General features: G+C 48.6%; 22 protein-coding genes. 18 read left to right on the top strand and 4 right to left on the bottom strand.

Features of this window, described 5'->3' with window-relative positions; genetic code table 11:
• Positions 1-71 precede the first annotated feature (71 nt).
• The 4 genes from hisS (at position 72) to AC3WRW_RS07960 (ending at position 5,865) form a co-directional block, all read left to right on the top strand.
• Positions 72-1,337 (top strand): histidine--tRNA ligase, encoded by a 1,266-nt coding sequence (hisS, locus tag AC3WRW_RS07975; RefSeq protein WP_492545811.1) that lies wholly within the window; start codon positions 72-74, stop codon positions 1,335-1,337.
• 45 nt (positions 1,338-1,382) lie between these two features.
• Entirely contained in the window at positions 1,383-3,161 is a 1,779-nt protein-coding gene (gene aspS, locus AC3WRW_RS07970) for an aspartate--tRNA ligase (RefSeq protein ID WP_492545810.1), read from the top strand.
• Between the two features lie 25 nt (positions 3,162-3,186).
• On the top strand, positions 3,187-3,939 hold the full coding sequence (locus AC3WRW_RS07965; protein WP_492545809.1) for a tRNA threonylcarbamoyladenosine dehydratase: 753 nt from the start codon (positions 3,187-3,189) through the stop codon (positions 3,937-3,939).
• Positions 3,940-4,545: 606 nt separating this feature from the next.
• The gene (locus AC3WRW_RS07960) at positions 4,546-5,865 is read left to right on the top strand and encodes a replication-associated recombination protein A (protein ID WP_492545808.1); all 1,320 of its coding nucleotides are present in this window, start codon (positions 4,546-4,548) and stop codon (positions 5,863-5,865) included.
• Here the strand turns inward: AC3WRW_RS07960 and AC3WRW_RS07955 are convergent.
• The 3 genes from AC3WRW_RS07955 to mnmA all read right to left on the bottom strand — a co-directional run bounded on the left by AC3WRW_RS07955 (position 5,860) and on the right by mnmA (position 8,171).
• Positions 5,860-6,246, bottom strand: a complete 387-nt coding sequence (locus AC3WRW_RS07955) for a DUF3889 domain-containing protein (RefSeq protein WP_492545807.1) — start codon at positions 6,244-6,246, stop codon at positions 5,860-5,862. The genes AC3WRW_RS07960 and AC3WRW_RS07955 overlap by 6 nt on opposite strands.
• 100 nt (positions 6,247-6,346) lie before the next feature.
• A complete protein-coding gene (locus tag AC3WRW_RS07950; protein WP_492545806.1) occupies positions 6,347-7,039 on the bottom strand; it encodes an AlkZ-related protein in 693 nt (230 codons plus the stop codon).
• Positions 7,040-7,082: 43 nt separating this feature from the next.
• The gene (gene mnmA, locus AC3WRW_RS07945) at positions 7,083-8,171 is read right to left on the bottom strand and encodes a tRNA 2-thiouridine(34) synthase MnmA (protein WP_492545805.1); all 1,089 of its coding nucleotides are present in this window, start codon (positions 8,169-8,171) and stop codon (positions 7,083-7,085) included.
• A 310-nt stretch (positions 8,172-8,481) separates the two neighbouring features.
• Between mnmA and cymR the strand changes: the two genes are divergently transcribed.
• From cymR to AC3WRW_RS07920, 5 genes are all read left to right on the top strand, one after another.
• On the top strand, positions 8,482-8,901 hold the full coding sequence (gene cymR, locus AC3WRW_RS07940; RefSeq protein WP_171686930.1) for a cysteine metabolism transcriptional regulator CymR: 420 nt from the start codon (positions 8,482-8,484) through the stop codon (positions 8,899-8,901).
• Between the two features lie 9 nt (positions 8,902-8,910).
• A complete protein-coding gene (locus AC3WRW_RS07935) occupies positions 8,911-10,059 on the top strand; it encodes a cysteine desulfurase family protein (protein ID WP_492545804.1) in 1,149 nt (382 codons plus the stop codon).
• Between the two features lie 28 nt (positions 10,060-10,087).
• Positions 10,088-10,609: a PRC-barrel domain-containing protein gene (locus AC3WRW_RS07930; RefSeq protein WP_492545803.1), complete on the top strand. Its 522-nt coding sequence runs from the start codon at positions 10,088-10,090 to the stop codon at positions 10,607-10,609.
• Between the two features lie 10 nt (positions 10,610-10,619).
• Positions 10,620-10,820, top strand: coding sequence for a YrzR-like zinc ribbon domain (locus AC3WRW_RS07925; protein WP_079419326.1), 201 nt, complete (start codon positions 10,620-10,622; stop codon positions 10,818-10,820).
• 152 nt (positions 10,821-10,972) lie between these two features.
• Complete coding sequence (locus AC3WRW_RS07920; RefSeq protein WP_492545802.1) at positions 10,973-12,043, top strand: AI-2E family transporter; 1,071 nt, start codon at positions 10,973-10,975, stop codon at positions 12,041-12,043.
• Between the two features lie 202 nt (positions 12,044-12,245).
• Here AC3WRW_RS07920 and AC3WRW_RS07915 read toward each other — a convergent pair whose 3' ends face one another.
• The gene (locus tag AC3WRW_RS07915; RefSeq protein WP_171686934.1) at positions 12,246-12,491 is read right to left on the bottom strand and encodes a DUF3951 domain-containing protein; all 246 of its coding nucleotides are present in this window, start codon (positions 12,489-12,491) and stop codon (positions 12,246-12,248) included.
• A 466-nt stretch (positions 12,492-12,957) separates the two neighbouring features.
• Here AC3WRW_RS07915 and alaS point away from each other — a divergent pair, with 466 nt between their 5' ends.
• From alaS to AC3WRW_RS07870, 9 genes are all read left to right on the top strand, one after another.
• Positions 12,958-15,585, top strand: a complete 2,628-nt coding sequence (alaS, locus tag AC3WRW_RS07910) for an alanine--tRNA ligase (protein WP_492545801.1) — start codon at positions 12,958-12,960, stop codon at positions 15,583-15,585.
• Positions 15,586-15,699: 114 nt separating this feature from the next.
• Complete coding sequence (locus AC3WRW_RS07905; protein WP_028555746.1) at positions 15,700-15,960, top strand: IreB family regulatory phosphoprotein; 261 nt, start codon at positions 15,700-15,702, stop codon at positions 15,958-15,960.
• Between the two features lie 18 nt (positions 15,961-15,978).
• A complete protein-coding gene (gene ruvX / locus AC3WRW_RS07900; protein WP_492545800.1) occupies positions 15,979-16,395 on the top strand; it encodes a Holliday junction resolvase RuvX in 417 nt (138 codons plus the stop codon).
• Positions 16,396-16,401: 6 nt separating this feature from the next.
• Positions 16,402-16,710, top strand: coding sequence for a DUF1292 domain-containing protein (locus AC3WRW_RS07895; protein WP_492545799.1), 309 nt, complete (start codon positions 16,402-16,404; stop codon positions 16,708-16,710).
• Positions 16,707-17,003 (top strand): DUF1292 domain-containing protein, encoded by a 297-nt coding sequence (locus tag AC3WRW_RS07890; protein WP_492545798.1) that lies wholly within the window; start codon positions 16,707-16,709, stop codon positions 17,001-17,003. The genes AC3WRW_RS07895 and AC3WRW_RS07890 overlap by 4 nt, the downstream gene beginning before the upstream one ends.
• 110 nt (positions 17,004-17,113) lie before the next feature.
• The gene (gene mltG, locus AC3WRW_RS07885; protein ID WP_492545896.1) at positions 17,114-18,214 is read left to right on the top strand and encodes an endolytic transglycosylase MltG; all 1,101 of its coding nucleotides are present in this window, start codon (positions 17,114-17,116) and stop codon (positions 18,212-18,214) included.
• A 38-nt stretch (positions 18,215-18,252) separates the two neighbouring features.
• The gene (locus AC3WRW_RS07880) at positions 18,253-19,182 is read left to right on the top strand and encodes a peptidase U32 family protein (RefSeq protein WP_492545797.1); all 930 of its coding nucleotides are present in this window, start codon (positions 18,253-18,255) and stop codon (positions 19,180-19,182) included.
• Positions 19,183-19,208: 26 nt separating this feature from the next.
• Positions 19,209-20,492 carry a peptidase U32 family protein gene (locus AC3WRW_RS07875; RefSeq protein ID WP_492545796.1) on the top strand — a complete coding sequence of 428 codons (1,284 nt, stop codon included), beginning with the start codon at positions 19,209-19,211 and terminating at the stop codon, positions 20,490-20,492.
• A gap of 188 nt (positions 20,493-20,680) precedes the next feature.
• Positions 20,681-22,858 carry a methyl-accepting chemotaxis protein gene (locus AC3WRW_RS07870; RefSeq protein ID WP_492545795.1) on the top strand — a complete coding sequence of 726 codons (2,178 nt, stop codon included), beginning with the start codon at positions 20,681-20,683 and terminating at the stop codon, positions 22,856-22,858.
• Positions 22,859-22,944: the final 86 nt, after the last annotated feature.

Below are 22,944 nucleotides of genomic sequence, written 5' to 3'. Positions count from 1 at the left end.
AACGTCGGGGATGGGGGATTTTTTTGTTATATGATCAAGTACAAACAAGTCGATAAAGGGAGGTTGAACACATGAGCATTCAAAAGCCAAAAGGCACGCAGGATCTGCTTCCCGGCGAAGTGGAGAAGTGGCAGTACCTGGAGAGCAAAGCAAGAGACTTATGTCAACGATTCAATTACAAAGAAATCCGTTCGCCGATTTTCGAAAGCACGGAGCTTTTTTCCAGAGGTGTCGGTGAAACGACGGATATCGTCGAAAAAGAAATGTACACATTTCTTGATAAAGGCGATCGCAGCATTTCCTTGCGTCCTGAGGGAACAGCGGGCGTCGTTAGAGCTTATGTCGAAAATAAGCTTTACGGAGTGCCTGATTTAACGAAACTGTACTACGTAGGACCTATGTTCCGCTACGAACAGCCGCAAGCAGGGAGATACCGTCAGTTCCACCAGTTCGGCATTGAGGCTTTCGGCTCCGTCGATCCCAGCATTGACGCTGAAGTAATTGCGCTGGGGTACACTTTTTACAAGGAAATAGGATTGAAAGAAGTAACCGTTGAAATTAATTCGGTGGGCACGCCTTCCGTTAGAACGGCTTACCGTGAGAAGCTGCAGCAGTTTTTCGCGCCTGTGAAAGATAAGCTTTGCAAAGATTGCCAATCCCGTTATGACCGCAATCCGATGCGTATTCTTGATTGCAAAATCGATCAGAAATACGGGGAAGGCGCCCCTGAAATTATTGACTATTTGGATGAAGAATGCTCCACGCATTTTTCTCTGGTGCAAGAGCACTTAACCGCTATGGAAATTCCATACCGCGTTAATCCTCGCCTTGTGCGCGGGCTTGACTATTACACGCATACCGCTTTTGAATACAAAGCAGCCGGAATTGGCGCTATTGACACAATCGGCGGAGGCGGGCGCTATAACGGCCTGGTTGAGCAAATTGGCTGTCATGGCACAGATCAGCCGGGCGTAGGCTTGGGATTAGGACTTGAGCGTATTCTGCTAGTCCTGCAGGCGCAAGGTGTCGAAATTCCGAAACCGGAACCGCTGGATGTGTATCTGATCGGATTAGGCGAGACGGCTGAGAAAGAAGTTACGAAACTGCTGCACCAGCTAAGGGTTCAAGGCCTCAAAGCCGAGAAAGATTACCAAGGGCGCAAATTGAAGGCGCAAATGAAATCGGCAGACCGTTTTCAAGCGAAGTATGTGGCGATTCTCGGAGACGACGAATTAGCCCGCGGCGAAATTACGCTGAAACAAATGGAAACAGGCTCTCAAGTCATTGTAAGTTTAGTGGATCTTGCCTCTAATGCCGCAAAGACACTATTCGAATAGATAGTTCTAAAATTTGATAATTATTCATAAGGAGGCAACAACAATATGATGCTCAAAACACATCATTGCGGGCAGCTTACGAAAGCCCAGGTAGGACAGACTGTAATCTTAAACGGGTGGGTACAAAGAAGACGTGACTTAGGCGGCGTCCTATTTATTGATCTTCGCGACCGCAGCGGGCTTGTACAAACCGTATTTAACCCGGATTTCTCAGGGGATGCTTTGGCTATCGCCGACCGTGCCCGTAACGAATACGTGCTTGCCGTAAAAGGAAAAGTCGTAGAGCGTGACGCGGAAACGGTTAACAAAAATATCCCGACAGGTGAAATTGAAATTCAAGTAACGGAAATCGAAATCATGAACGCTGCCAAAACGCCTCCGTTCTTCATTGAAGACGGCGTGGAAGTGGATGAAGCCGTTCGTTTGAAATACCGTTATCTGGACCTTCGCCGTCCGGAAATGCAAAGAACGCTCATGCTTCGCTCCAAAGCGTCCAAAATTTTCCGCAACTTCTTGGACGATCAAGGCTTTGTCGAAGTGGAAACACCGATTTTGACGAAAAGCACACCGGAAGGCGCTCGCGATTATTTGGTGCCAAGTCGTGTTCATCCAGGCGAGTTTTTCGCGCTGCCGCAATCTCCGCAAATTTTCAAACAGCTGCTAATGGTTAGTGGTCTGGAACGTTACTACCAAATCGCACGTTGTTTCCGCGACGAAGATCTTCGTGCAGACCGTCAACCGGAATTCACACAAGTCGACATCGAGACTTCCTTCTTATCCCAGGATCAGCTTCTGGACATTTTGGAAGAACTCGTCGTGAACTTAATGAGAGAGACTGCTCAAGTGGAAATCCCACGTCCGTTCCAACGTATTACGTATGCGGATGCGATGGCGAAATACGGTTCCGATAAGCCGGACCTGCGTTTCGGATTAGAGCTTCAGGACGTATCGGATATCGTTCAAACTTCCGGCGTTCAAGTATTTGCAAATGTGGTAAAAGGCGGCGGCCAAGTCAAAGCGTTGAACGCTAAAGGCTGCGGCACTTGGAGCCGTAAAGAAATCGACGACCTGCTGCCATTTGCAGCGCGTTACGGCGCCAAAGGCTTGGCATGGATTCAAGTCAAAGACGGCGAATTCAAAGGGCCTATCGTGAAATTCTTCAATGAAGCTGAAATCGCTGCTCTGACGGAGCGTCTGGGCGCTGAAGAAGGAGATTTGCTGCTCTTCTCCGCAGATAAGAAAAAAGTCGTGGCGGACGTTCTGGGCAACCTGCGTTTGAAAATCGGCCGTCAGCTTGGTCTGATCGACGATTCACAGTTCAAATATGCATGGGTCGTAGACTTCCCGCTGCTTGGATATGACGAAGAAGCGAAACGTTATGTAGCCGAGCACCATCCGTTCACGCGTCCGAACGAAGACGATATTCATTTCTTCGACACGGACCCTGGCCAAATTCGCGCCCAAGCGTATGACCTTGTTTTGAACGGCTATGAAGTAGGCGGCGGTTCGATGCGTATTTACCAACGCGAAGTTCAAGAAAAAATGTTCGGAGCGCTTGGTTTCTCCAAAGAGGAAGCGGCAGACAAGTTCGGCTTCTTGCTGGAAGCTTTCGAATATGGCACGCCTCCGCATGGCGGCTTTGCATTCGGTTTCGACCGTTTGGTTATGCTGATTACAGGCCGTACGAACTTGAGAGAAACAATTGCATTCCCGAAAACAGCAAGCGCTACGGACTTGTTGACGGATGCTCCTGGCACGGTAGATGACAAACAGCTTGAGCAGCTGTCGATTCGCTTAGCGCTTAAGCAGCCTGCTAAAGCTTAAGAACAATGAAAGAGGAAGTGTTTCTATGCTTCACCAATTTTCGCGGACTGAGCTAGCCATCGGCCCAGAGGGTCTGGAAATTATGAAAAACAGCACCGTCGCCGTATTAGGTATCGGCGGTGTGGGTTCAATCGCTGCAGAGGCGCTTGCGCGCACAGGGGTCGGACGCTTGATTCTGATTGACAAAGATGTTGTCGACATCACGAATATCAACCGTCAGATTCATGCCCTTACGACGACCGTGGGGCAGCCCAAAGCGGATTTGATGCGGGATCGCATCAAATTAATTAATCCGGAATGCGATGTTATTTCCATGCGGATGTTTTATACCGAGGAAACGTATGAGGAAGTGTTCGCCCATCACATCGACTATGTGCTCGATGCTAGTGACACCATTTCCTATAAGATTCATCTCATCAAGCAGTGCCTGGAGCGGAAAATTCCGATCATTTCCAGCATGGGAGCCGCTAACAAAATGGACCCGTCGCAGTTTAAAGTTGCGGACATTTCCAAAACGAGCATGGACCCGATCGCCCGGGTTGTGCGCCAAAGGCTGCGCAAAGAAGGCATCAAAAAAGGCGTAAAGGTCGTCTTCTCGACCGAAGAGCCAATGAAACCGCGTGAGGATGTCACGCAGCAAATCGTACCCGTGAATGCGCCGGAAATTCGCAAAGCGAAGCAACCGCCAGCGAGCAACGCATTCGTTCCTCCGGTGGCTGGTTTGATCATGGTGAGTGTAGCCGTGAAGGATCTTCTGGAGACCGGACAGAAAAAATAAATGGATAAGGGGCTGTCTCTAAAAAGATCAGGAATGATCTTCGGAGGCAGCCCCTTTCTGCTAGGGATCGTGGGCAATGTGGTAACTACAGGGCGTTATTTCGCCTTAGTAGGGGGGAGCTTGCCATTTGGAGGGAACTAGGGTCCGCTATTTGTCCGTTTTGGCGGGAAAACATGGCATGGAGGGCAAATAAAGCCCTGTAGTTCCGTCTGGCGCTTGAAAGCGGCCCGTTTCGCGGATATAGCGCCCTGTAGTTCCCTTTGCCTTAGTCTGGGGTGGGCGAAAGCTGAAAGCTTGGAGGCCCGGGGAGGCCCGGCAGCCCTGAAGGCGGAAGATTTGGGTCTTGGAGGACGGCAACCGTCAAGAGCCAAGAGCCGAGGGCAAAGAGCCAAGAGCCAAGAGCCAAGAACCAAGCGCCGAGTGCTAAGCGCACCCCGCACCCACCAACTGATAAACGATTAACCCGCAAGGCGGACTAGCTGCACCAACTATTATTTCGACGGAATCTCGTGCCAAGCAGCTATCCCGCACAAGGCATGACAGTCTAACCCACGAGGGGTATAATGGAATATGTCTATCTAAACCCCAAGCAAAGGAATAACCAATATGGACTTGTTTACATATGCCTCATCGCAAGAACCGACCGGAAAGCTGTTAGCCGACCGCATGCGTCCGACAACGCTGGACGAGTATATCGGTCAGGAGCAAATTGTCGGCAAAGGCAAGCTGCTGCGCAGAGCCATTGAAGCCGATCAGGTGAGCTCCATTCTGCTCTATGGCCCGCCGGGCACAGGGAAGACCACCCTTGCTAACATCATCGCGAACCGCACCAAGGGAGAGTTCATGAAGCTGAACGCCGTAGATGCTTCGGTCAAAGACGTGCGAGAGATCATCGAGCTGGCGAAGACCAACAAAGCGATGTACGGACGCAAGACGATCCTGTTCCTGGACGAGGTGCATCGCTTCAACACCTCGCGGCAGGATGCGCTGCTGCCTGCGGTAGAGCAGGGCATCCTCATCTTCATCGGGGCGACCACAGAGAACCCGTTTCACCATGTGAACGGGGCTCTGCTGTCGCGCTCGACGCTGTTTCAGCTCGAGCCCCTCACGGCGGAGCATGCGCTCATCGCCATGCGAAGAGCCATCGCCGACCCCGTCAAGGGGCTCGGCTTCATGCGCCTCCACGTGGACGAGGAGGCGCTGGAGCACATCGCGCGGATGGCCGTCGGCGACATCCGCCGTTCCTTGAACGCGCTGGAGCTGGCAGCGCTGACGACTTCTCCCGAACCGGACGGTACGGTTCGGATCACGGCCCTTGTGGCGGAAGAGTCGATCCGCCGCCCGATCGTGAAAGCGGACGAGTCGACGCAGTACGACGTCCTGTCCGCTTTTCACAAAAGCGTGCGCGGCTCCAGCGACGCCGCTCTGTTCTGGTTCTTATACGCCGTCGAGAAGCTCGGCATGGATCCCATGACGTTCCTGCGGCGGCTCATCGTCGCCAGTAGCGAAGATATTGGCCTGGCTAATCCGCAGGCCATGGTTCAGTCCGTGACGGCCATGGACGCATACCACAAGATCGGCTGGCCGGAATCGAAGTACATCATTTCCCAGGCAATTTTATTCGCCGTAGAAAGTCCCAAATCGAATTCGATTCCGATCGCCATTTCCCGTGCGGAACAGTTGATGGAACGGGTTAAGTCCGCAGACGTGCCGCTTCATTTGCGGGATACGCACTATAAGGGAGCGGAGCAGCTCGGGCATAAAGGATACATGTACCCGCATAACTATCCCGGACATTACGTGCAGCAGCAATATTTGCCGGACGAAATCAAACATGAAATCATCTTTGCAGCCAGCGAACAGGGGACGGAAGAGAAGATGAAGCTCAATCAACAAAAAAGAAGAGGGAAGCCAGCAGATCTATAAGATCTGTAAGTTCCTTCTTCTTTCTTGTTCCATATCGATGGTAAAAAGCTTTTCCGATACTGGATCATATCGAATAGATACGATTAGCGGAAATTCCACGCCCTTGTGTCTAACCCAGAAGCGAAACTGCTGTTGATCTACCCCGGCAGCAACGTGTGAATGACCCAAGTATTTGTAGTCAAGCAAGGTGTATACTTTGCCGGCCTCATGAAAGGCCAAACGGCTCCATTTGGCATACTGGGGATCGGGTTCCTTAGACGGAGCTTCTTGTCGGGCTATCGTTTCAAGTATGTCAGTCTCCATGCCAGTCTCCATGCTCGCTTGTGCCGTGCAGCACCAACTTAGCCCGATAAGGAGAAGTACGGCTGAGATTTTACTCATTCGCTCACACCTTTCGCTCTTATGGTTTGCGTCGGCATGAGACAGCATACTTGCAGGCTATGAGGTAAATTTGGGCATATGTTATTTGCACTATTTTTAACTACAGCTTAAAAATCTTCCCAAGATACTGAGCGGCAGCTACGCTGTAACGTTCATGGATATAGGTTCTGAACTGGGCTTTCGCCTCAGGAGTAGGCAATGCATTCGCCTTCAAGCCATGAAGCTCCATCCAATGCAGCGCGGTCATATAGCAGGTGCTGTTCCAGCCATTCTTCGTTCCGTTGGCATTCAAACGCTCGCTGATGCCTGCAATGACGATATCCGTTTTGCTCTGCAGTTCAATGAGCGCCCGGTCAAATTCATTTTTGGACTCCTTGGCCTTCATGCCGGTGACAGCGCGCAGTTCTTTGACATCAATGCCTTCGTTTGCCTCGACCGCTTGAAACAGCTCCACAGCCGATTTGGGCAGCTGCCCGTCCTCGTAGCGCTCTTCAACGGAATAAGGTTCTTCCAACAGATTTTTGACCAATGGAAAAAGCTCCGCTGAAATCAACAAAGGCTTCTTCGCAAAAAATCGCCCATAAGCGGCAAGTCCGTCCCCCGGCAGGCTATCTCGCCACAGCCAAGGATCGGTCTCTAAACCGGTATGCCACTGTTCGTGGGTCGTCACAGATTCAAGGGAAGGATGATCCGGTATGAAAGAAGAGAGGGGGAGAATGCCGACCTCTTTCACGATTTTCGCAACATCCTCATACGCAGCTGCACTCCTGGTTACCTCATTCACTTTAACCATACGGATCATCCTTTCTACTCGTCCCATGAAACATTAGCTGATTTTATTTATGCACCTTATCAATCACACCGCCGCCTAAACAAATGTCACCGTCATAGAAAACAACGGATTGCCCGGGCGTTACAGCTTTCTGCGGCGAATCGAAAACCACTTCAACCGTTCCGTCCTCTTGAAAAGTCAGAACGACGCCTTGGTCAGGCTGACGGTAGCGGAATTTCGCCGTGCACGTGAATGGGCCTTGCGGCTTTTTCGGAGAGATCCAGTTCACATCGGAAGCTGTCAATCCTTTTGAATAGAGACCGGGATACTGCTCCCCTTGAACGACCAGCAATTCGTTGGTTTCCAAATTTTTATCCACAACGAACCATGGCTCGCCGGAACCTGAACCGCCAATGCCAAGTCCTTGTCTTTGGCCGAGCGTATAGTACATCAGACCGTCATGTCTGCCTTTGACTTCGCCATTCCGAATATCGACCATATTGCCGGGTTTGGCCGGTAGATATTGGCTGAGGAACTCTTTGAAATCGCGTTCGCCGATGAAGCAAATGCCTGTGCTGTCTTTTTTCTTGGCTGTTGCGAGTCCGGCCGCTTCGGCAATTTTGCGAACTTCGGGCTTCGGCAAGTGTCCGATGGGAAACATCGCTTTGGACAACTGCTGCTGGGTCAGCACGTTGAGGAAGTACGTTTGATCCTTACCCGGATCATTGCCCCGCAGGAGCATGTACTCGCCATCTTGCTCTTTCACTTGCGCATAGTGGCCTGTAGCAATGTAATCGCCGCCTAGATCCATGACCTTTTGGAGCAATTCGCCGAATTTAATTTCCCTGTTGCACATTACATCCGGATTCGGCGTGCGGCCCTTGGTGTACTCGTCCAAGAAATAAGAGAAAACCTTGTTATAGTACTGTTTTTCAAAATTAACTGTATAGAAAGGGATTCCGATCTGATCGCAAACTCTTCGGACATCCTCTGCATCTTCTTCGGCTGTGCAATGGCCAAATTCATCGGTATCGTCCCAATTTTTCATGAAAATGCCGATGACCTCATACCCCTGCTCCTTGAGCAGCAGCGCGGCAACCGAAGAATCGACACCTCCGGACATACCCAGAATGACACGTGTTTTTTTATTCATCGCTTGTGTTCCTCTTTTCCATCCTGCAAGACTTTTATAAAACTCTAACTATTATACATCTCTATTGTAAAAAATTAAAATATTTCATGAGAATGTCATTGTTTTTCCCCCACAGAACAAGGATTTTATGATAACATGTATACGATATACGGATGTTTAGGAATGTTTTTCTTGAAAATGGAAACGCTGTTTACCAAGATAGGGACGAGCATCATGTCCGAACGCGGACAAGCATACGGTAAGCAACTCACAATTTTTCGTAATATCAATTAGCCCCCTTGATGGCATAAATGTTGAATGAGGTGTAATTTTGAAAATTTCCACAAAAGGCCGCTATGGTTTAACGATCATGATGGAGCTGGCCAATCGAGTTGGTGAAGGTCCGACTTCACTGAAAAGTATTGCCGAAAAGCACCAGCTATCCGAGCATTATCTCGAGCAGCTTGTTGCTCCTTTGCGTAACGCAGGATTGGTCAAAAGCATTCGTGGAGCGTACGGTGGATATATTCTTTCTAAAGCCGCTGACCAAGTGACTGCAGGAGAAGTGATTCGTGTGTTGGAAGGACCGATCAGTCCTGTCGACTTTACGGAGGAAGATGACCCGGCGAAGCGCGACTTATGGATTCGTATCCGCGACAGCATTGCGGAAGTGCTCGATTCGACTACGCTTGCGAATCTGATTTCTTTCGAGGATGTTGGCAAACACGACAATTACATGTTTTATATTTAAGGGTGTCCTATGAATCCTATTTATCTTGATCACGCGGCAACTACGCCGGTGCATCCCGACGTTATGGAGGCTATGCTTCCTTTTTATACAGCATATTTCGGTAATCCTTCCAGCACACACAGCTTCGGCAGAGCGACGAGAACGGCGCTTAACCGCTTCCGTGACGGGATGGCTAAGGCATTAGGCTGTCTTCCCGGCGAGCTCATTTATACGAGCGGCGGAACCGAAAGCAATAATATGGCCATCTTTGGAATCGTGGGTGGAAACAGAGATGGCAAGAAACATATCATTACGACAGAGATTGAGCATCATGCCGTCCTGCATCCCTGCGAACGGCTGGAGACCCTCGGTTACGAGGTGACCTACCTCCCAGTAGGTCCGACTGGTCTTATTCAAGTCGAAGATGTGGAGTCGGCTATTCGTCCCGATACGGCTCTCATCTCCATCATGTATGTGAATAATGAAGTCGGCACGATTCAGCCGATTGAAGAAGTAGGCCGGTTGGCCCGAAGCCGGCAAATTCCTTTTCATGTCGATGCCGTGCAAGCGTTAGGTAAACTTCCCCTGAATCTTCGTGAACTCCCGGTTGATTTGCTGAGCTTATCCGCTCATAAAATATATGGCCCTAATGGTATAGGCGCGTTATACGTATCCAAGAACACGAAGCTCGTCCCTTACGTTTATGGCGGCGCTCAAGAGAGAAAGCGCCGCGCCGGAACAGAGAATGTCGCGGCTATTGCAGGGTTTGCCAAAGCGATAGAAGTTATTCTCCCTAGGATCGACAGTCTGTATGAGAATGCAATTGAGCTTAGACAATGCATGCTTGCCAGCTTGGAGCAGCATTTAGGCCGAGATCAATTTACGATCAATGGCCATGCCGAACAATGTGTCCCGCATATTTTGAACGTTAGCTTCCCGGGAATATCCACAGAAACGCTGCTCATGAATCTTGATTTGGAAGATGTGGCTGCAGCAAGCGGCTCTGCTTGTACGTCAGGCTCGCTTGAAGTGTCGCACGTTCTGCAAGCGATGAAACTTCCAGAAAATGTTACCGCCTCTGCCGTTCGATTTAGCTTTGGAATGGGGAATTCTAAAGATCAAATTGAAACGGCCGCCCAGAAAATTGCAACCATTGTCAATCGGTTGCGTAATAATTAGTACCGGGTGGTTCTAGGAGGAAAACACCTTGCGCAGAGCGCACGATTTGATCGGACTCCCCGTTCTGACGGTAGATTCCGGTAAGCAGATAGGCCAAGTGAAAGATCTGTTGATTGACTCTGAGTGGAACATACGAGGCATCATTCTTGAAGCAAAGATGTGGTTATCCTCCTTACGGTACGTACCGTGGGATGGAGTCGTCGCTGCCGGCGAAGATGCCGTTACCATACCGAACGATAAAGTCATTATCGAGTTTGAGCATGCCGAGGAGTGTCATGCTTTTCTGGAAGGCAGCCGGGCGATTAAGGGTCTTCCAGTCGTTACAATCGGTGGAGACAAATTAGGCGTGGTAGAAGATGTTTATTTAACCCAAGATTGGGGTAAACAAATAGTAGGTTATGAATTGTCCGAAGGGTTTATTTCTGATTTGAAGGAAGGGCGCAGATGGCTTCCTATGCCGGATTCGGCAACCAAAGGGGAAGATGCCATTATCGTGCCTGTACATTGCTCTCAGGAAGTGGAAGAACTCTTCGTATCCAAAGAAGAATAGGGTGAGCAAGATGCGTTGTCCAAACTGTAATTCCAAAGATATTGGAAAGATCGGTTCCCACCAATTTTATTGCTGGGGTTGCTTTATCGAACTCAGCGTCAACGGAGAGAAAATGTCCGTGTATCAAGTAGAAGAAGACGGTACGCTAAGTTCTCTGGATGATTTGTTTTTTGAAGAAGAAATGCCTTTGATCCAAGAACACGCCAATTAATCATAATTGCAAGCCGGAGACGTTACTTTTTTGAGCACACCCTGTGCCGAGAAAGTAACGTTTTTTTGTTTTCAGTCTGTGAAGGTTAATTTGACCAGCATGTACATATACTGTATGGGCATAAACATTTTAGAGTCACTGAGGTGAACGGGTTGGAACGTTTTTGGAAAAATCGATGGTTTGTAGGGCTCGTATATTTGCTTTTGGCCCTGGCGTGTTTGTATATGCTGCTGCAAATTAAGCCAATTCTACAAAGCTTGTTTACTTTTTTAAAAGCGATTTTAGCGCCATTTTTCATCGCGGTGATTATTTCGTACATTTTGAACCCGGTAGTGAATATGCTCAACCAGCGCAAAGTGCCAAGAACGATTGCCGTGCTGCTCATTTATTGTGTGTTTATCTCTTCGCTCACCGTCATTATCATGAACATGACCCCGGTGTTTATGACGCAAATCGCGGAATTGAACGAGCATATGCCGCAGATGGAGATGCGCGCTCAATCGATTGTAGACGGCTTCAATCAGAATCAACTGCTGCCCGACAGCGTGCGAACGGGTTTCAATCATTCCTTAACGAAGCTGGAAAACAGTATTTCCATGGCGATATCAGAATACATGAACCAAATTGGCAGCACCATTTCGATGCTGTTTGTTGCGTTCATCGTCCCGTTCGTTGCTTTTTATATGATGAAAGATTTTCAAATTATCGAGAAGACGGCGCTGGCCATCGTACCGAAGGAGCATCGCAAGAAAACTGTCAAGCTGCTCATCGACATCGATACGGCGCTTGGGAATTATATTCGCGGCCAATTATTGGTTTGCGTTATGATCGGGGGGCTTGCTTATGTGGGGTATTGGCTCATTGATATGCCATATGCGCTTCTGCTTGCCAGCGTTGTCGCGATCTTCAATATCATTCCGTATCTTGGGCCGTTTTTTGGAGCGGCGCCGGCGATCATCATGGCCTCAACCATTTCGCTGAAAATGGTGCTGTTCGTCGCGCTGGTGAACCTCGCCGTCCAAATTCTGGAGGGGAATGTCATTTCACCGCAGGTAGTGGGAAAAAGACTGCATATGCATCCGTTAGTCATTATCTTTGCTTTATTGGTAGGCGGGGAAGTAGCGGGCATCGTCGGTTTAATATTGGCAGTACCCTTCTTCGCGGTCATGAAGGTGATCATTCAGCATGTCTTCTTGCATTATGTTCACAGGCCCACAACCTAGCCTTATCTAAAGCAGACGCACAAAACCCCCGTGTACCATGACTTGCGGGATCATGGCACACAGGGGTTTTGCACGAGGGTTGAGGATATTAAAGGGTGTGGCATACGTAAACCATCAAATGGGCTACGGAATGAATGATACGTTGATTCGTCTTTGTTGCTGTTCGATAATGAAAATCATTATCAATGAATTTAGTATACGATCATTGAGAACGATTGTCAACTACATTTTTAAGAGCTTTATCTTTGTCGTCTCCTTGATCGTTCTTTTCTTCTTTTTGTTCCTTCTGCTCTTGAAATTCAACGCGGGATTGGCCGGTAATATAATCGAAAGGATTATACCTGCTATCCGGAATTTCCTTTTTAATGAGCGTTTTGGTGATGATATAGATCACGAGCACAAAAACAGGAGCAATTAACCCAAGCAATGTCAGCGATGAGAGATCCAATAGCATCACTTCCTAATCGTTAAATTTTAACAAGATTGTATAGTACATACATACGTTGCCCAGCCCAAATAGGTTTCATAAACATTTAAGAATATTGACACGGTTGCGGCATAAAGTTATAATTTGCCTTATCTAGATCTATTGCAAAAACGTTGATGAAATCGAAGTAAGTCATAGTCCACTGTCAGAGATGAGGTTCCGGAAAGCAGAATTCACGGCTATTCCGGCTGGAAGAACCTCTCGGTGCTAGGATGGCTGAACGCTGATTTCGGAGTGTGGAAGAACTCCACCGGTTGGACCCGTTACAGATCCGCACAAGGAGATTGCCTGATTTTCTCTGCCGCACGTTCGGCAGGAGGAGAGCGCAATAACCAGGGTGGTACCGCGATGATTCGTCCCTGTATGTTACAGGGGCGTTTTTTGTTTGTTTTCAAACATTATAGACAATTATGGAGGCTTGAGAGAGATGAAGGCAAGTGAAATTCGTTCCAAGTGGTTGCAGTTCTTCGCAAGTAAAGGGCACAAGGTTGAGCCCAGCTCTTCGCTTGTTCCGCACAATGATCCGTCGCTGCTATGGATCAACGCAGGTATTGCGCCTTTGAAACCTTATTTGGACGGACGGGAAATTCCTGAAAATCCGCGGATTACAAACGCTCAGAAATGTATTCGGACGAATGATATCGAGAACGTAGGGAAAACGCGTCGTCACCATACTTTTTTCGAAATGTTGGGGAACTTCTCCATTGGCGATTACTTTAAGAAAGAAGTTATTCCATGGGCGTGGGAGTTCCTGACGGATCCTCAGTGGATCGGTTTTGATCCGAATCGCATTTCTGTCACTGTGCACGAAGACGATGAGGAAGCTTTTGACATTTGGCACAAACAAATCGGCATCCCGGAAGAGCGTATTTATAAGCTCAAAGAAGATAATTTTTGGGATATCGGCGAAGGTCCATGCGGTCCTTGTACGGAAATTTTCTATGACCGCGGCGATAAATACGGCGACTTGTCCGATCCAGAATGCTGGCCAGGCGGAGAAAATGAACGTTTCCTGGAAGTGTGGAACCTCGTATTTACACAGTTCAACCATAACAAGGACGGCAGCTACACACCGCTTCCTAACAAAAACATTGATACGGGAGCAGGGCTGGAGCGTTTCGCTTCGATTCTGCAGGACGTAGATTCCAATTTCGACACGGACCTGTTCAAACCGATTATCGATAAAACATCCGAGCTTACAGGCATGGAATATCATGTGAGCGATGATCATGATGTGGCCTTTAAGGTGATCGCCGACCACATCCGTACCGTTGCTTTCTCCGTAGGCGATGGCGTGCTTCCTTCCAATGAGGGCCGCGGTTATGTCATCCGTCGTTTGCTGCGCCGCGCTGTGCGTTACGGCAAAGTGCTTGGCCAGGATAAACCGTTCCTGTATAAACTGGTAGCTACCGTCGGCGAAATCATGGGCGTCTACTATACGGAGGTTGTCGATAAACGTGAATTTATCGAGAAGGTTATCCGCACGGAAGAAGAGCGTTTCCACGAAACGTTAAGCGATGGTTTGGTTATCCTTGGCGAAATGGTCGAGAAGACGCGTCAAGCCGGCACGAATCAAATCAGCGGACCGGATGCTTTCAAACTGTATGATACGTATGGTTTCCCATTCGATTTGACCGAGGATTTTGCTGCGGAGAAAGGCTTGACGGTTGACCGTGAAGGGTTCGACGCATCGATGCAGGAGCAGCGCGACCGCGCTAGAGCGGCAAGTCAGAAAGAAGGCGGAATGAAGGTACAGGGCGGTCCGCTGTCTGAACTGACGGTTAAAAGCGAATTTGTTGGATATAATGAATTGGTAGTTACTGCTAGTATCGAAGCCATCGTGCATGAGAACGAGCTTGTCGATATTGTAGGCGTAGGCGAGACTTGCCAAGTTATTCTAGACCGCACGCCTTTCTATGCGGAAAGCGGCGGCCAGGTGAGCGACTATGGAACAATCCGCAGCAGCCAAGTTACGCTGAAGGTGGAAGATGTGAGCAAAGCGCCGCATGGACAGCACGTACACAAGGTCGTCGTGGAGTCTGGCGTTCTGCGCAAAGGAGATACCGTAGAAGCCATCGTAGCGGCTGCGGAGCGCGGGGATATCATCAAGAACCATACGGCTACCCATTTGCTTCATAAAGCGCTGAAGGAAGTTCTGGGAGCGCACGTTAACCAAGCCGGTTCCCTTGTTGAACCGGATCGTTTGCGCTTTGACTTCTCGCATTTCGGCAGCATCAGCAGTGAAGAGCTGCAGGATGTGGAGCAGCGCGTAAACCGTCAAATTTGGAATAATATCCAAGTCGACATCTCCTTGAAACCAATTGCCGATGCGAAAGCGATGGGAGCTATGGCTTTGTTCGGCGAGAAATACGGCGATATCGTGCGCGTCGTGCAAGTCGGCGATTACAGCTTAGAACTTTGCGGCGGCTGCCACGTGCAGAACACCGGGCAAATCGGCCTGTTCAAAATCGTCAGCGAGTCCGGCATCGGTTCAGGCGTACGCCGGATTGAGGCGGTTTCCGGCCGCAGCGCGTACGAATACCTTGACCAGCAGCTGCAGCTGTTGAAAGAAGCAGCGGGCATGCTCAAGTCGAACGTTCAGGACGTTCCTAAACGCGTGGAAGCAGCGCTGCAGCAAGTAAAGGAACTGGCACGTGAGAACGAGTCGCTGCGCAGCAAGCTGGGACGTATTGAAGCGGGCTCGTTAAGCGATCAAGTGAAACAAGTGGCAGGCGTATCCGTATTAGCTGCCCAAGTGAACGCTGCGGACATGGATTCTCTTCGCAACATTGTCGATGAGATGAAGGCGAAGCTGGGCTCTGCTGTGATCGTGCTTGGCGCAGTGGCGGACGAGAAAGTCAACCTCGTCGCGGCAGTCACACCGGATCTTGTAGCCAAAGGCTTCCATGCCGGCAAAATCATTAAAGAAGTGGCGACGGCTGTTGGCGGAAGCGGTGGAGGCCGGCCGGATATGGCGCAAGCAGGCGGTAAAGACGCTTCCAAATTGCAGGCTGCATTATCCGGCGTTGAAGGACTTCTTTCCCAATTTGCATAATTATTTTTTTATGGGACAGGAATTTTTAAACCCATAGAGAATATAAACCAGTATACACGGAACAGTTTTCAAATATTTTACAAATGGTATCACAAGGAAAGTGGGGTGCTCCTGATGAGTTCCATGGACAAAACGATGAAGTTCAACGTGAAAGCAGAAGAAATTGAGACATCGCCGAAAGATGTGTTATTGGCGGTGTACGATGCTCTTCAGGAAAAAGGGTATAACCCGATCAACCAGATTGTCGGGTACTTGCTTTCCGGAGATCCTGCTTATATTCCAAGGCATAACAATGCCCGGAGCCTCATTCGTAAACGGGAACGGGACGAACTGATTGAAGAGTTGGTTCGTGCTTATCTGGGTCAACACAAATAGAAGGAAATGGGAACCGGCATGAGATGGATAGGCTTGGATTATGGGGATAGAACGATTGGCGTTGCGATGAGCGACGAGCTGGGATGGACGGCTCAAGCGCTTGAAGTCATACACCGTCGTAAACCCGGGGAAGACATCGACCGGCTGGAGGCCATTGTCAAACAGTATGGCGTCACGCAAATTGTCGTCGGCTTGCCCAAAAATATGAACAACACGATTGGTCCTCGTGGCGAACTTGCCACCCAGTTTGCAAAAGAATTAGAACAAAAACTAAGTGTACCAGTACACTTGTGGGATGAGCGTTTAACTACCGTTGCTGCGACTCGCACGCTGCTTGAAGCAGATGTGAGCCGGAAGAAGCGGAAGCAGGTCATTGATAAGATGGCTGCGCAGATCATCCTGCAAGGGTACATGGATGCCAATATGAAGAGGTGAATGAACATGTCCAAAGAAGAATTGCGTGAAGAGGAACCAGAAATCATTTACATCCCGGACGATGAAGGCAACGAAGAAGAGTTCGAGGTTATCATGAAATTCGAAGTGGACGGTTCTGACAAGAAGTACATGATGGTGGTGCCTACAGACGGAGTAGACGAAGAATCCGATGAAGTGTACGCATTCCGTTATGAAGAAGATGACGACGGCGAGGATTTGAAGCTGTTTACCATCGAGGATGAAGAAGAATGGAACATCGTGGAAGAAACCTTCAATACCTTAATGGCGGAATTCGATGAGGAAGAAGAAGCATGAGTACGACGCCTTCTGACGTATTGCGTAAAGCTTACGGGGATGATATTATTTTGTTTGATGAGCAAAATGAATCTACGGTATATCATCTTCTTAAAGAATTCGTATATGACAATACAACGTATGCCGTTTTGCAATCCGATCAACTCAAGAAGGAAGACGAGGTTGCTGTTTTCCGAGTGACACAAGGTGCGGACGGGGAATACGAGCTGGAAACGATCGAAGACGACGACGAGTACGAAACTGTATCGGAGCTCTACGATGAAATGGTTTTTCCAGATGGGGATGACTTGTAAGAAGCAAACAACCGAGCGGAGCGCATCCGCTCGTTTTTGTTTGCTTGGAGAGCTTGCCATAGCAGAGATCTGCTGGGGCAAAAAGCTTAGGAGGATTACTCGTGAACAACATGCTTGATCAAGAGAGCGAAGGACATACGACCAAACGAAGCAAGCTGAAGCTCACGCTTCTGATTATCGGGGTGCTCCTGCTTATTATCATCGGAACAGCTGGTGGCATTGGATTGTATATCGCCAATGGACTGCAGCCGGTCACAGCTTCCGACCAGGAAGTGAGGGTGTCCGTTCCTCAAGGCGCCGGGTCAGTAGAAATAGCTAAGGAACTTGAAAAAAAGGGACTTATTAAGAACTCATCGATATTTACGTATTATTTGAAAGTGAAGAAGCAGGGGTCCAGGTTCCAAGCCGGCGAGTACAGCATGAAGCCCGGCATATCGTTCGATGAGATGATTGAAAAACTGAATAAAGGGGAAACCGTAAAGGAAGAGGTGATTCGCGTTACCATTCCGGAAGGATTCACCATTGAACAGATTGCCTCTAAACTAAGTGAACAGACGCCATGGAGCAAGGATGTTTTCCTGCAGCTGGCCGATTCGTCCGCAGGTCTTACCGGGGACACCGCGGCAAGCGGTATTCCGGACAATAAGAATCTGAAGCACCGGCTTGAGGGCTATTTGTTCCCGGAAACTTATGAATTTAAGAAGGGCTCAACGGAGCAAGAATTCATCGAGAGAACGCTGCAGCAGCTTGACAAGGAGCTGGCAACGCTGCCCCCTGACTGGAAGGACAAGCTCAAAGAGCGCGGCCTTAGCGTGCATCAGATGCTGACAATCGCTTCTTTGATTGAGCGGGAGGTTGTCCAGGACGACGAACGGGCGCTCGTTTCCGGTGTTATTGAAAACAGATTGAAAAAAAATATGCCCCTGCAAATCGACGCTACGGTGCAGTATTTATTTGATAAATCCAAAGATCGGTTGTTGGAAAAGGATTTGCAAATACAGAGCCCTTATAATACGTATTTGAATACAGGCCTGCCTCCGGGGCCTATTGCCAGTCCGAGCCTTGCCTCGGTGAAAGCGGCGATCTACCCGCAGGAAACGAAGTATTTGTTTTATGTAACAAAAAAGGACGGCACGAAAGGGCATTTGTTCGCCGAAACATTTGAGGAACACAAGAAGAATATTGCGGAAAGCAAGAAAACTGCGAAATAGAATGACTTTAGGAAGCTGACAGAAGGTAGGGTAAGCAAGTGAAAAAACCAGAGCTGGTAGTAAGCTGCGGCACAGTCGCTGAATTGAAAAGATTGATTGAAGCGGGCGCAGATAGCGTGATTGTTGGTGAAGAGCGTTATGCCATGCGGCTTCCCGGAGAAGTGAAGCTGAACGAAATCGAGGAAGCCGTGGTTTGGGCGCATGAAAAGCAGGCTAAGGTGTATGTGTCAGTCAACAAAATTTTTGATAATGGCTCGTTAGAGGGTCTATTCGAATATTTAAGCAAGCTGCAGGAGTATGGTGTGGATGGCGTTATTTTCGGCGATCCGTCGGTCCTCATGGCTGCGCGCAGTTTGCCTGCGCCGTTAGCGCTGCATTGGAATGCAGAGATGACTTCCACCAATTTCGCGACTGCGAATTATTGGGGGAGACAGGGAGCTTCCCGGGTTGTGCTGGCTAGAGAGTTGAACATGGAACAGGTATTGATGTTTAAAGAGAATACTGAGCTGGCTGTTGAAGTTCAAGTGCATGGTATCACTAATATCTATCATTCTAAGAGAGAGTTAGTGAAAAATTATATCGAACACCAAGGCAAAGATGCATCCTCCGAGGATCGCTCTATTGAACGCGGCCTGTTCTTGATTGAGCATGAACGCCGTGATCAGCGTTACCCTGTGTACGAGGACAGCAACGGCACGCACATCATGAGCTCCGAAGATATTTGCATGCTTGAGAATTTGCCCGAGCTGATGGATGGGGGCATCGATAGCTTTAAAATCGAAGGATTATTGAAGTCTGCTGCCTATAATGAAACGGTCATTAGAAGCTATCGTGCCGTCATTGACGCTTACGCTGCCGACCCGGAAGGATTCGTGTTTCAGCAGGAATGGCTGGATGCGATAGATGAGCTGCAAGATCCTGAACGTGAATTGTCGTACGGTTTTTTCTATAAGGAACAGGTATATTGATAGATGGAAGAAGGTGCGTTTTCGAGATGACGACAGCATTAGAAGCACGAGCAAGAGGAAAGCGTGTAAGACTGCATAAGCCGGAACTGCTTGCCCCTGCGGGCAATTTGGAAAAACTGAAGTTCGCCATCCATTACGGAGCCGATGCGGTATATATTGGCGGCCAGAAATACGGACTACGCTCCAGCGCGGATAACTTCTCGCTCGCAGAGATGCGCGAAGCGGTTGAGTTTGCTAACGGGTACGGGGCCAAAGTGTTCGTTGCAACGAACATTTATGCGCACAACGAGGACATTGAGGGGCTTGACGAGTACTTGCGGGGTCTGCAGGAGGTAGGCATCTCAGCGATTATCGCGGCGGACCCGCTCATTATGGAAACGTGCCGGAGAGTGGCGCCTAAGCTGGAAGTTCATGTGAGTACGCAGCAGTCTGTGATGAACTGGCAAACTGTAAAGTTCTGGAAAGAGCAAGGCATTGAACGCGTAGTTCTGGCCCGCGAAGTGAGTATGGCGGAAATCGATCAGATTAAAGCCCATGTCGATGTTGAGATTGAAGCTTTCATTCATGGCGCAATGTGCAGTTCTTATTCCGGCAGATGCGTGCTTTCCAACCATTTCACGGATCGCGACTCCAACCGCGGAGGCTGTTCGCAATCATGCCGCTGGAAGTATGATCTGTTTGCGAAGGATCAACCTTTGTCAGCGCCGCTCGCAACGGATTTGCCTTTGTTCGGCGAAGAGGATGATGCCTTTACGATGGGATCGAAGGATCTCAGCATGATCGAGCATATCGCGGATATGATCGAATCGGGCGTAGACAGCTTCAAAATTGAAGGAAGAATGAAGAGCATCCATTATGTGGCTACCGTTGTCAATGCTTACCGGCAAGCCATCGATGCGTATTTTGAAGATCCGGACAATTTCAAACTGAATCCTGTATGGCAGGAAGAGATTCATAAGGCGGCCAACCGACCGCTAAACGAAGGCTTCTTCTATGAGGCGCCCGGTCATGAAGATCATATTTTCGAACCGGAGGATAAGGTGGTTGGATTTGATTTCGTAGGTTTGGTGTTGTCCTATGACGAAGAATCCGGTACGGCGCAGATCCAGCAAAGAAATCATTTCAAGCCAGGGCAAGAAATTGAATTCTTCGGACCGGAAGGGACGCATTTTAAACAAAAGGTCGGCGCTATCTGGAATGATGAAGGGCAGGAACTGGATGCAGCAAGGCATCCGCTTCAAGTTATTACACTTAAAACAGACTTACCTGTAAAAAAATGGGATATGATGCGTAAGAAAACAGGTAAATAGTACCATGGAAGCTTTCTCCAGACTGGGGTATATTGGAGAAAGTTTCTTTTTTTATTGCTTTTTTAAGCGAATATTAAAGGAAAATGGTAAATCATGTCGAAATGAGTTTAAAACCTCAATTGAAACCCTTTTCATTTTGGGAAAATAGTAGGGGGACAATGAAACAGAAACTAATGGCGGTGACAAAAATGAAAAAAAGACTCCAAAGTATTCTCGCATTTGTCAACAAAGTTGTGGTTCAAACAATCCGAAAAGTTCCATGGGGGCGTATGGCTGGTGCGGCAGGTCAAACATCGAAGCAAGTGGGCACAGTCGCGTTTAAAGAAATGAAGCAGGTTAAGTTTGAAAATCCGGTGAAGTCTGTCGGCATGAAGCTGTTTTTAATGTTTTTTATCAGCATTCTGTTCTTTGTTCTTATTGTGGGTATGATTTCTTACAGCGTTTCCAAAAACGTGATTAAGAATCAAGCGTCAACATCATCTTTGCAAACCGTGACGCAAGCAGGCCAAAAGCTGGACTTCCTGTATCAAACCTTTGAAGAGGCATCCTTGCAAATTATGTTGAATAAGGAGCTGCAGGATCTGCTTGACAAAGTTCCTACGCTGGATCCTGCGTCTTATGAATCTCTGGAGGTTGTTCGCCAACTAACAGATAAATTGAATGTCGTGACTTTTGCAAACAAGTCAATTAAAACGCTTCACCTTTACCGGCCTGACGGCAAGTTGATCGTCATTACAGGCTCAGGGGGAAGTTCGTTAAACGAAAATTCCGGCTCGGCGGAGTGGTTCAAGAAAATTGTGGACAACGGCGGGAAAGTCGTCTGGTTCGATAGCAGGCTTAAGGGATATTCCAGCTCCTCCACGAATACGTTCGCCATTGGCCGTTTAATGAGAAATACGTTGACCAACAGCACGTCAGCCGTTCTTTTATTGGAGCTCAGCACAGATCTCTTGACGAAAGAACTCAATGGGATGTCTTTGGGAGAAGACAGTCAGGTTGCCATTACGAGTGCGACGAATAAGAACATTGCGGTTACAGAAACTAAGGATATTGAAAAAGATGCTGCCGTTCAATTATCCAAAGAGCAAATGGATAAAGAAAACGGTTCCTTTATTACGAAAGACGATCACTTGGTGGCCTATTACAAATCGCCGTTATCCGGTTGGAACATTATCGGGGATATCCCGGTAAGCGCTTTAGTGAAGGATGCTAAGAAAATATTCAACTATACGCTTCTAATCGCTTTATTTGCAGCTATTGCGGCTGTATTAATCGGATTGTTCGTTGCCAGAATGATTGGGCGGCCGCTTATTAATCTTCGCAATCTGATGCAGCAAGGCGCCAAAGGTAAATTGACGGTGCGCGCCAACTATGCCACGCAGGATGAGATCGGACAGCTGGGCGCAAGCTTCGATGTCATGATGCAGCAGATTACGACGTTGGTTCAACAAACCAGCACTTCTGCGCAAGCCGTTTTTGAAACCGCGCAAGAGTTGACGAATTCCTCCAAAGTAACGGCTACTGCGGCAAGAGAAATTGCTGTAGCAACGGACGAAATCTCTAACGGGGCCGGAGGCTTGGCGACGGAGTCGGAAAGAGGAAATGAGCTGACGCATCATATCGGCATCCAAATGAAGCAGGTTATCGAAGCGAACCTCGAGATGGGGACTTCCGCTGCGGATGTGCAGAGCTCGAGTGAGCAGGGCACGAAATATATGTCCGAGCTAATCTCCAAGACGAACCTGACGGAAGAAATGATCCGGTCGATGGTCGATAAAGTCGATAATTTGAAAGACAGCACGCGTTCGATTCGCAAAATCTTGGATGTTCTGAACAATATGACGAAACAAACGAACATTTTATCCTTGAATGCGACAATTGAAGCTGCGCGCGCCGGAGCTGCCGGCAAAGGCTTCATGGTTGTTGCCGATGAGATCCGGAAGCTGGCGGACCAATCCCGTCAATCGATTGATGTCGTGGGTCAAATTACAGAAACCATTCAGAAAGAAATCGATGAAACGGTTAAGGTGCTTTCGACAGCGACTCCGATATTCAAGGAACAAATTTTAGCGGTGAAAGAAGCCGATATTATTTTCAAACAAGTAACCAGCCACATGGGCGGTTTCATTGAGCAGTTGAGCACGGTAAGCGATTCGATTTCTACATTGGAGCAGTCCCAAGTCGTTCTCTCTGACGCTATGACGAACGTCAGCGCGGTAGCAGAGGAATCGCTTGCGACATCGGAGGAAGTAGCTTCCTTGAGCTCTGAGCAGCTTAGCATTAGCGACGGATTAGTCAAATTGTCGGACAAGCTGGATCAGCTTTCCAAATCTTTGAACGACACGTTGTCCAAATTCGAAGTATAGCACTCCTACATACGATTCGCAGTCCGCTCTCTTTTAAAGAGGGTGGGCTTTTTTTTGTTTGGCAGCGAGTCGGCTTGCGGTTTGTC

The organism is Paenibacillus sp. FW126-R14 (assembly GCF_058789495.1).
Note: the sequence above shows the minus strand (reverse complement) of the source record. Positions and strands in the feature narration are given on the sequence as shown.

What these genes read in the sequence shown, in the direction of transcription:
- mltG (WP_492545896.1), top strand. Translation starts at nt 17,114, where the DNA reads ATGCTTGATCAAGAGAGCGAAGGACATACGACCAAACGAAGCAAGCTG.
- AC3WRW_RS07895 (WP_492545799.1), top strand. Translation starts at nt 16,402, where the DNA reads ATGTCCAAAGAAGAATTGCGTGAAGAGGAACCAGAAATCATTTACATC.
- AC3WRW_RS07890 (WP_492545798.1), top strand. Translation starts at nt 16,707, where the DNA reads ATGAGTACGACGCCTTCTGACGTATTGCGTAAAGCTTACGGGGATGAT.
- alaS (WP_492545801.1), top strand. Translation starts at nt 12,958, where the DNA reads ATGAAGGCAAGTGAAATTCGTTCCAAGTGGTTGCAGTTCTTCGCAAGT.
- AC3WRW_RS07955 (WP_492545807.1), bottom strand. Translation starts at nt 6,246, where the DNA reads ATGAGTAAAATCTCAGCCGTACTTCTCCTTATCGGGCTAAGTTGGTGC.
- AC3WRW_RS07870 (WP_492545795.1), top strand. Translation starts at nt 20,681, where the DNA reads ATGAAAAAAAGACTCCAAAGTATTCTCGCATTTGTCAACAAAGTTGTG.
- AC3WRW_RS07925 (WP_079419326.1), top strand. Translation starts at nt 10,620, where the DNA reads ATGCGTTGTCCAAACTGTAATTCCAAAGATATTGGAAAGATCGGTTCC.
- hisS (WP_492545811.1), top strand. Translation starts at nt 72, where the DNA reads ATGAGCATTCAAAAGCCAAAAGGCACGCAGGATCTGCTTCCCGGCGAA.
- AC3WRW_RS07965 (WP_492545809.1), top strand. Translation starts at nt 3,187, where the DNA reads ATGCTTCACCAATTTTCGCGGACTGAGCTAGCCATCGGCCCAGAGGGT.
- AC3WRW_RS07935 (WP_492545804.1), top strand. Translation starts at nt 8,911, where the DNA reads ATGAATCCTATTTATCTTGATCACGCGGCAACTACGCCGGTGCATCCC.
- AC3WRW_RS07905 (WP_028555746.1), top strand. Translation starts at nt 15,700, where the DNA reads ATGAGTTCCATGGACAAAACGATGAAGTTCAACGTGAAAGCAGAAGAA.
- AC3WRW_RS07875 (WP_492545796.1), top strand. Translation starts at nt 19,209, where the DNA reads ATGACGACAGCATTAGAAGCACGAGCAAGAGGAAAGCGTGTAAGACTG.
- AC3WRW_RS07950 (WP_492545806.1), bottom strand. Translation starts at nt 7,039, where the DNA reads ATGGTTAAAGTGAATGAGGTAACCAGGAGTGCAGCTGCGTATGAGGAT.
- mnmA (WP_492545805.1), bottom strand. Translation starts at nt 8,171, where the DNA reads ATGAATAAAAAAACACGTGTCATTCTGGGTATGTCCGGAGGTGTCGAT.
- ruvX (WP_492545800.1), top strand. Translation starts at nt 15,979, where the DNA reads ATGAGATGGATAGGCTTGGATTATGGGGATAGAACGATTGGCGTTGCG.
- aspS (WP_492545810.1), top strand. Translation starts at nt 1,383, where the DNA reads ATGATGCTCAAAACACATCATTGCGGGCAGCTTACGAAAGCCCAGGTA.
- AC3WRW_RS07960 (WP_492545808.1), top strand. Translation starts at nt 4,546, where the DNA reads ATGGACTTGTTTACATATGCCTCATCGCAAGAACCGACCGGAAAGCTG.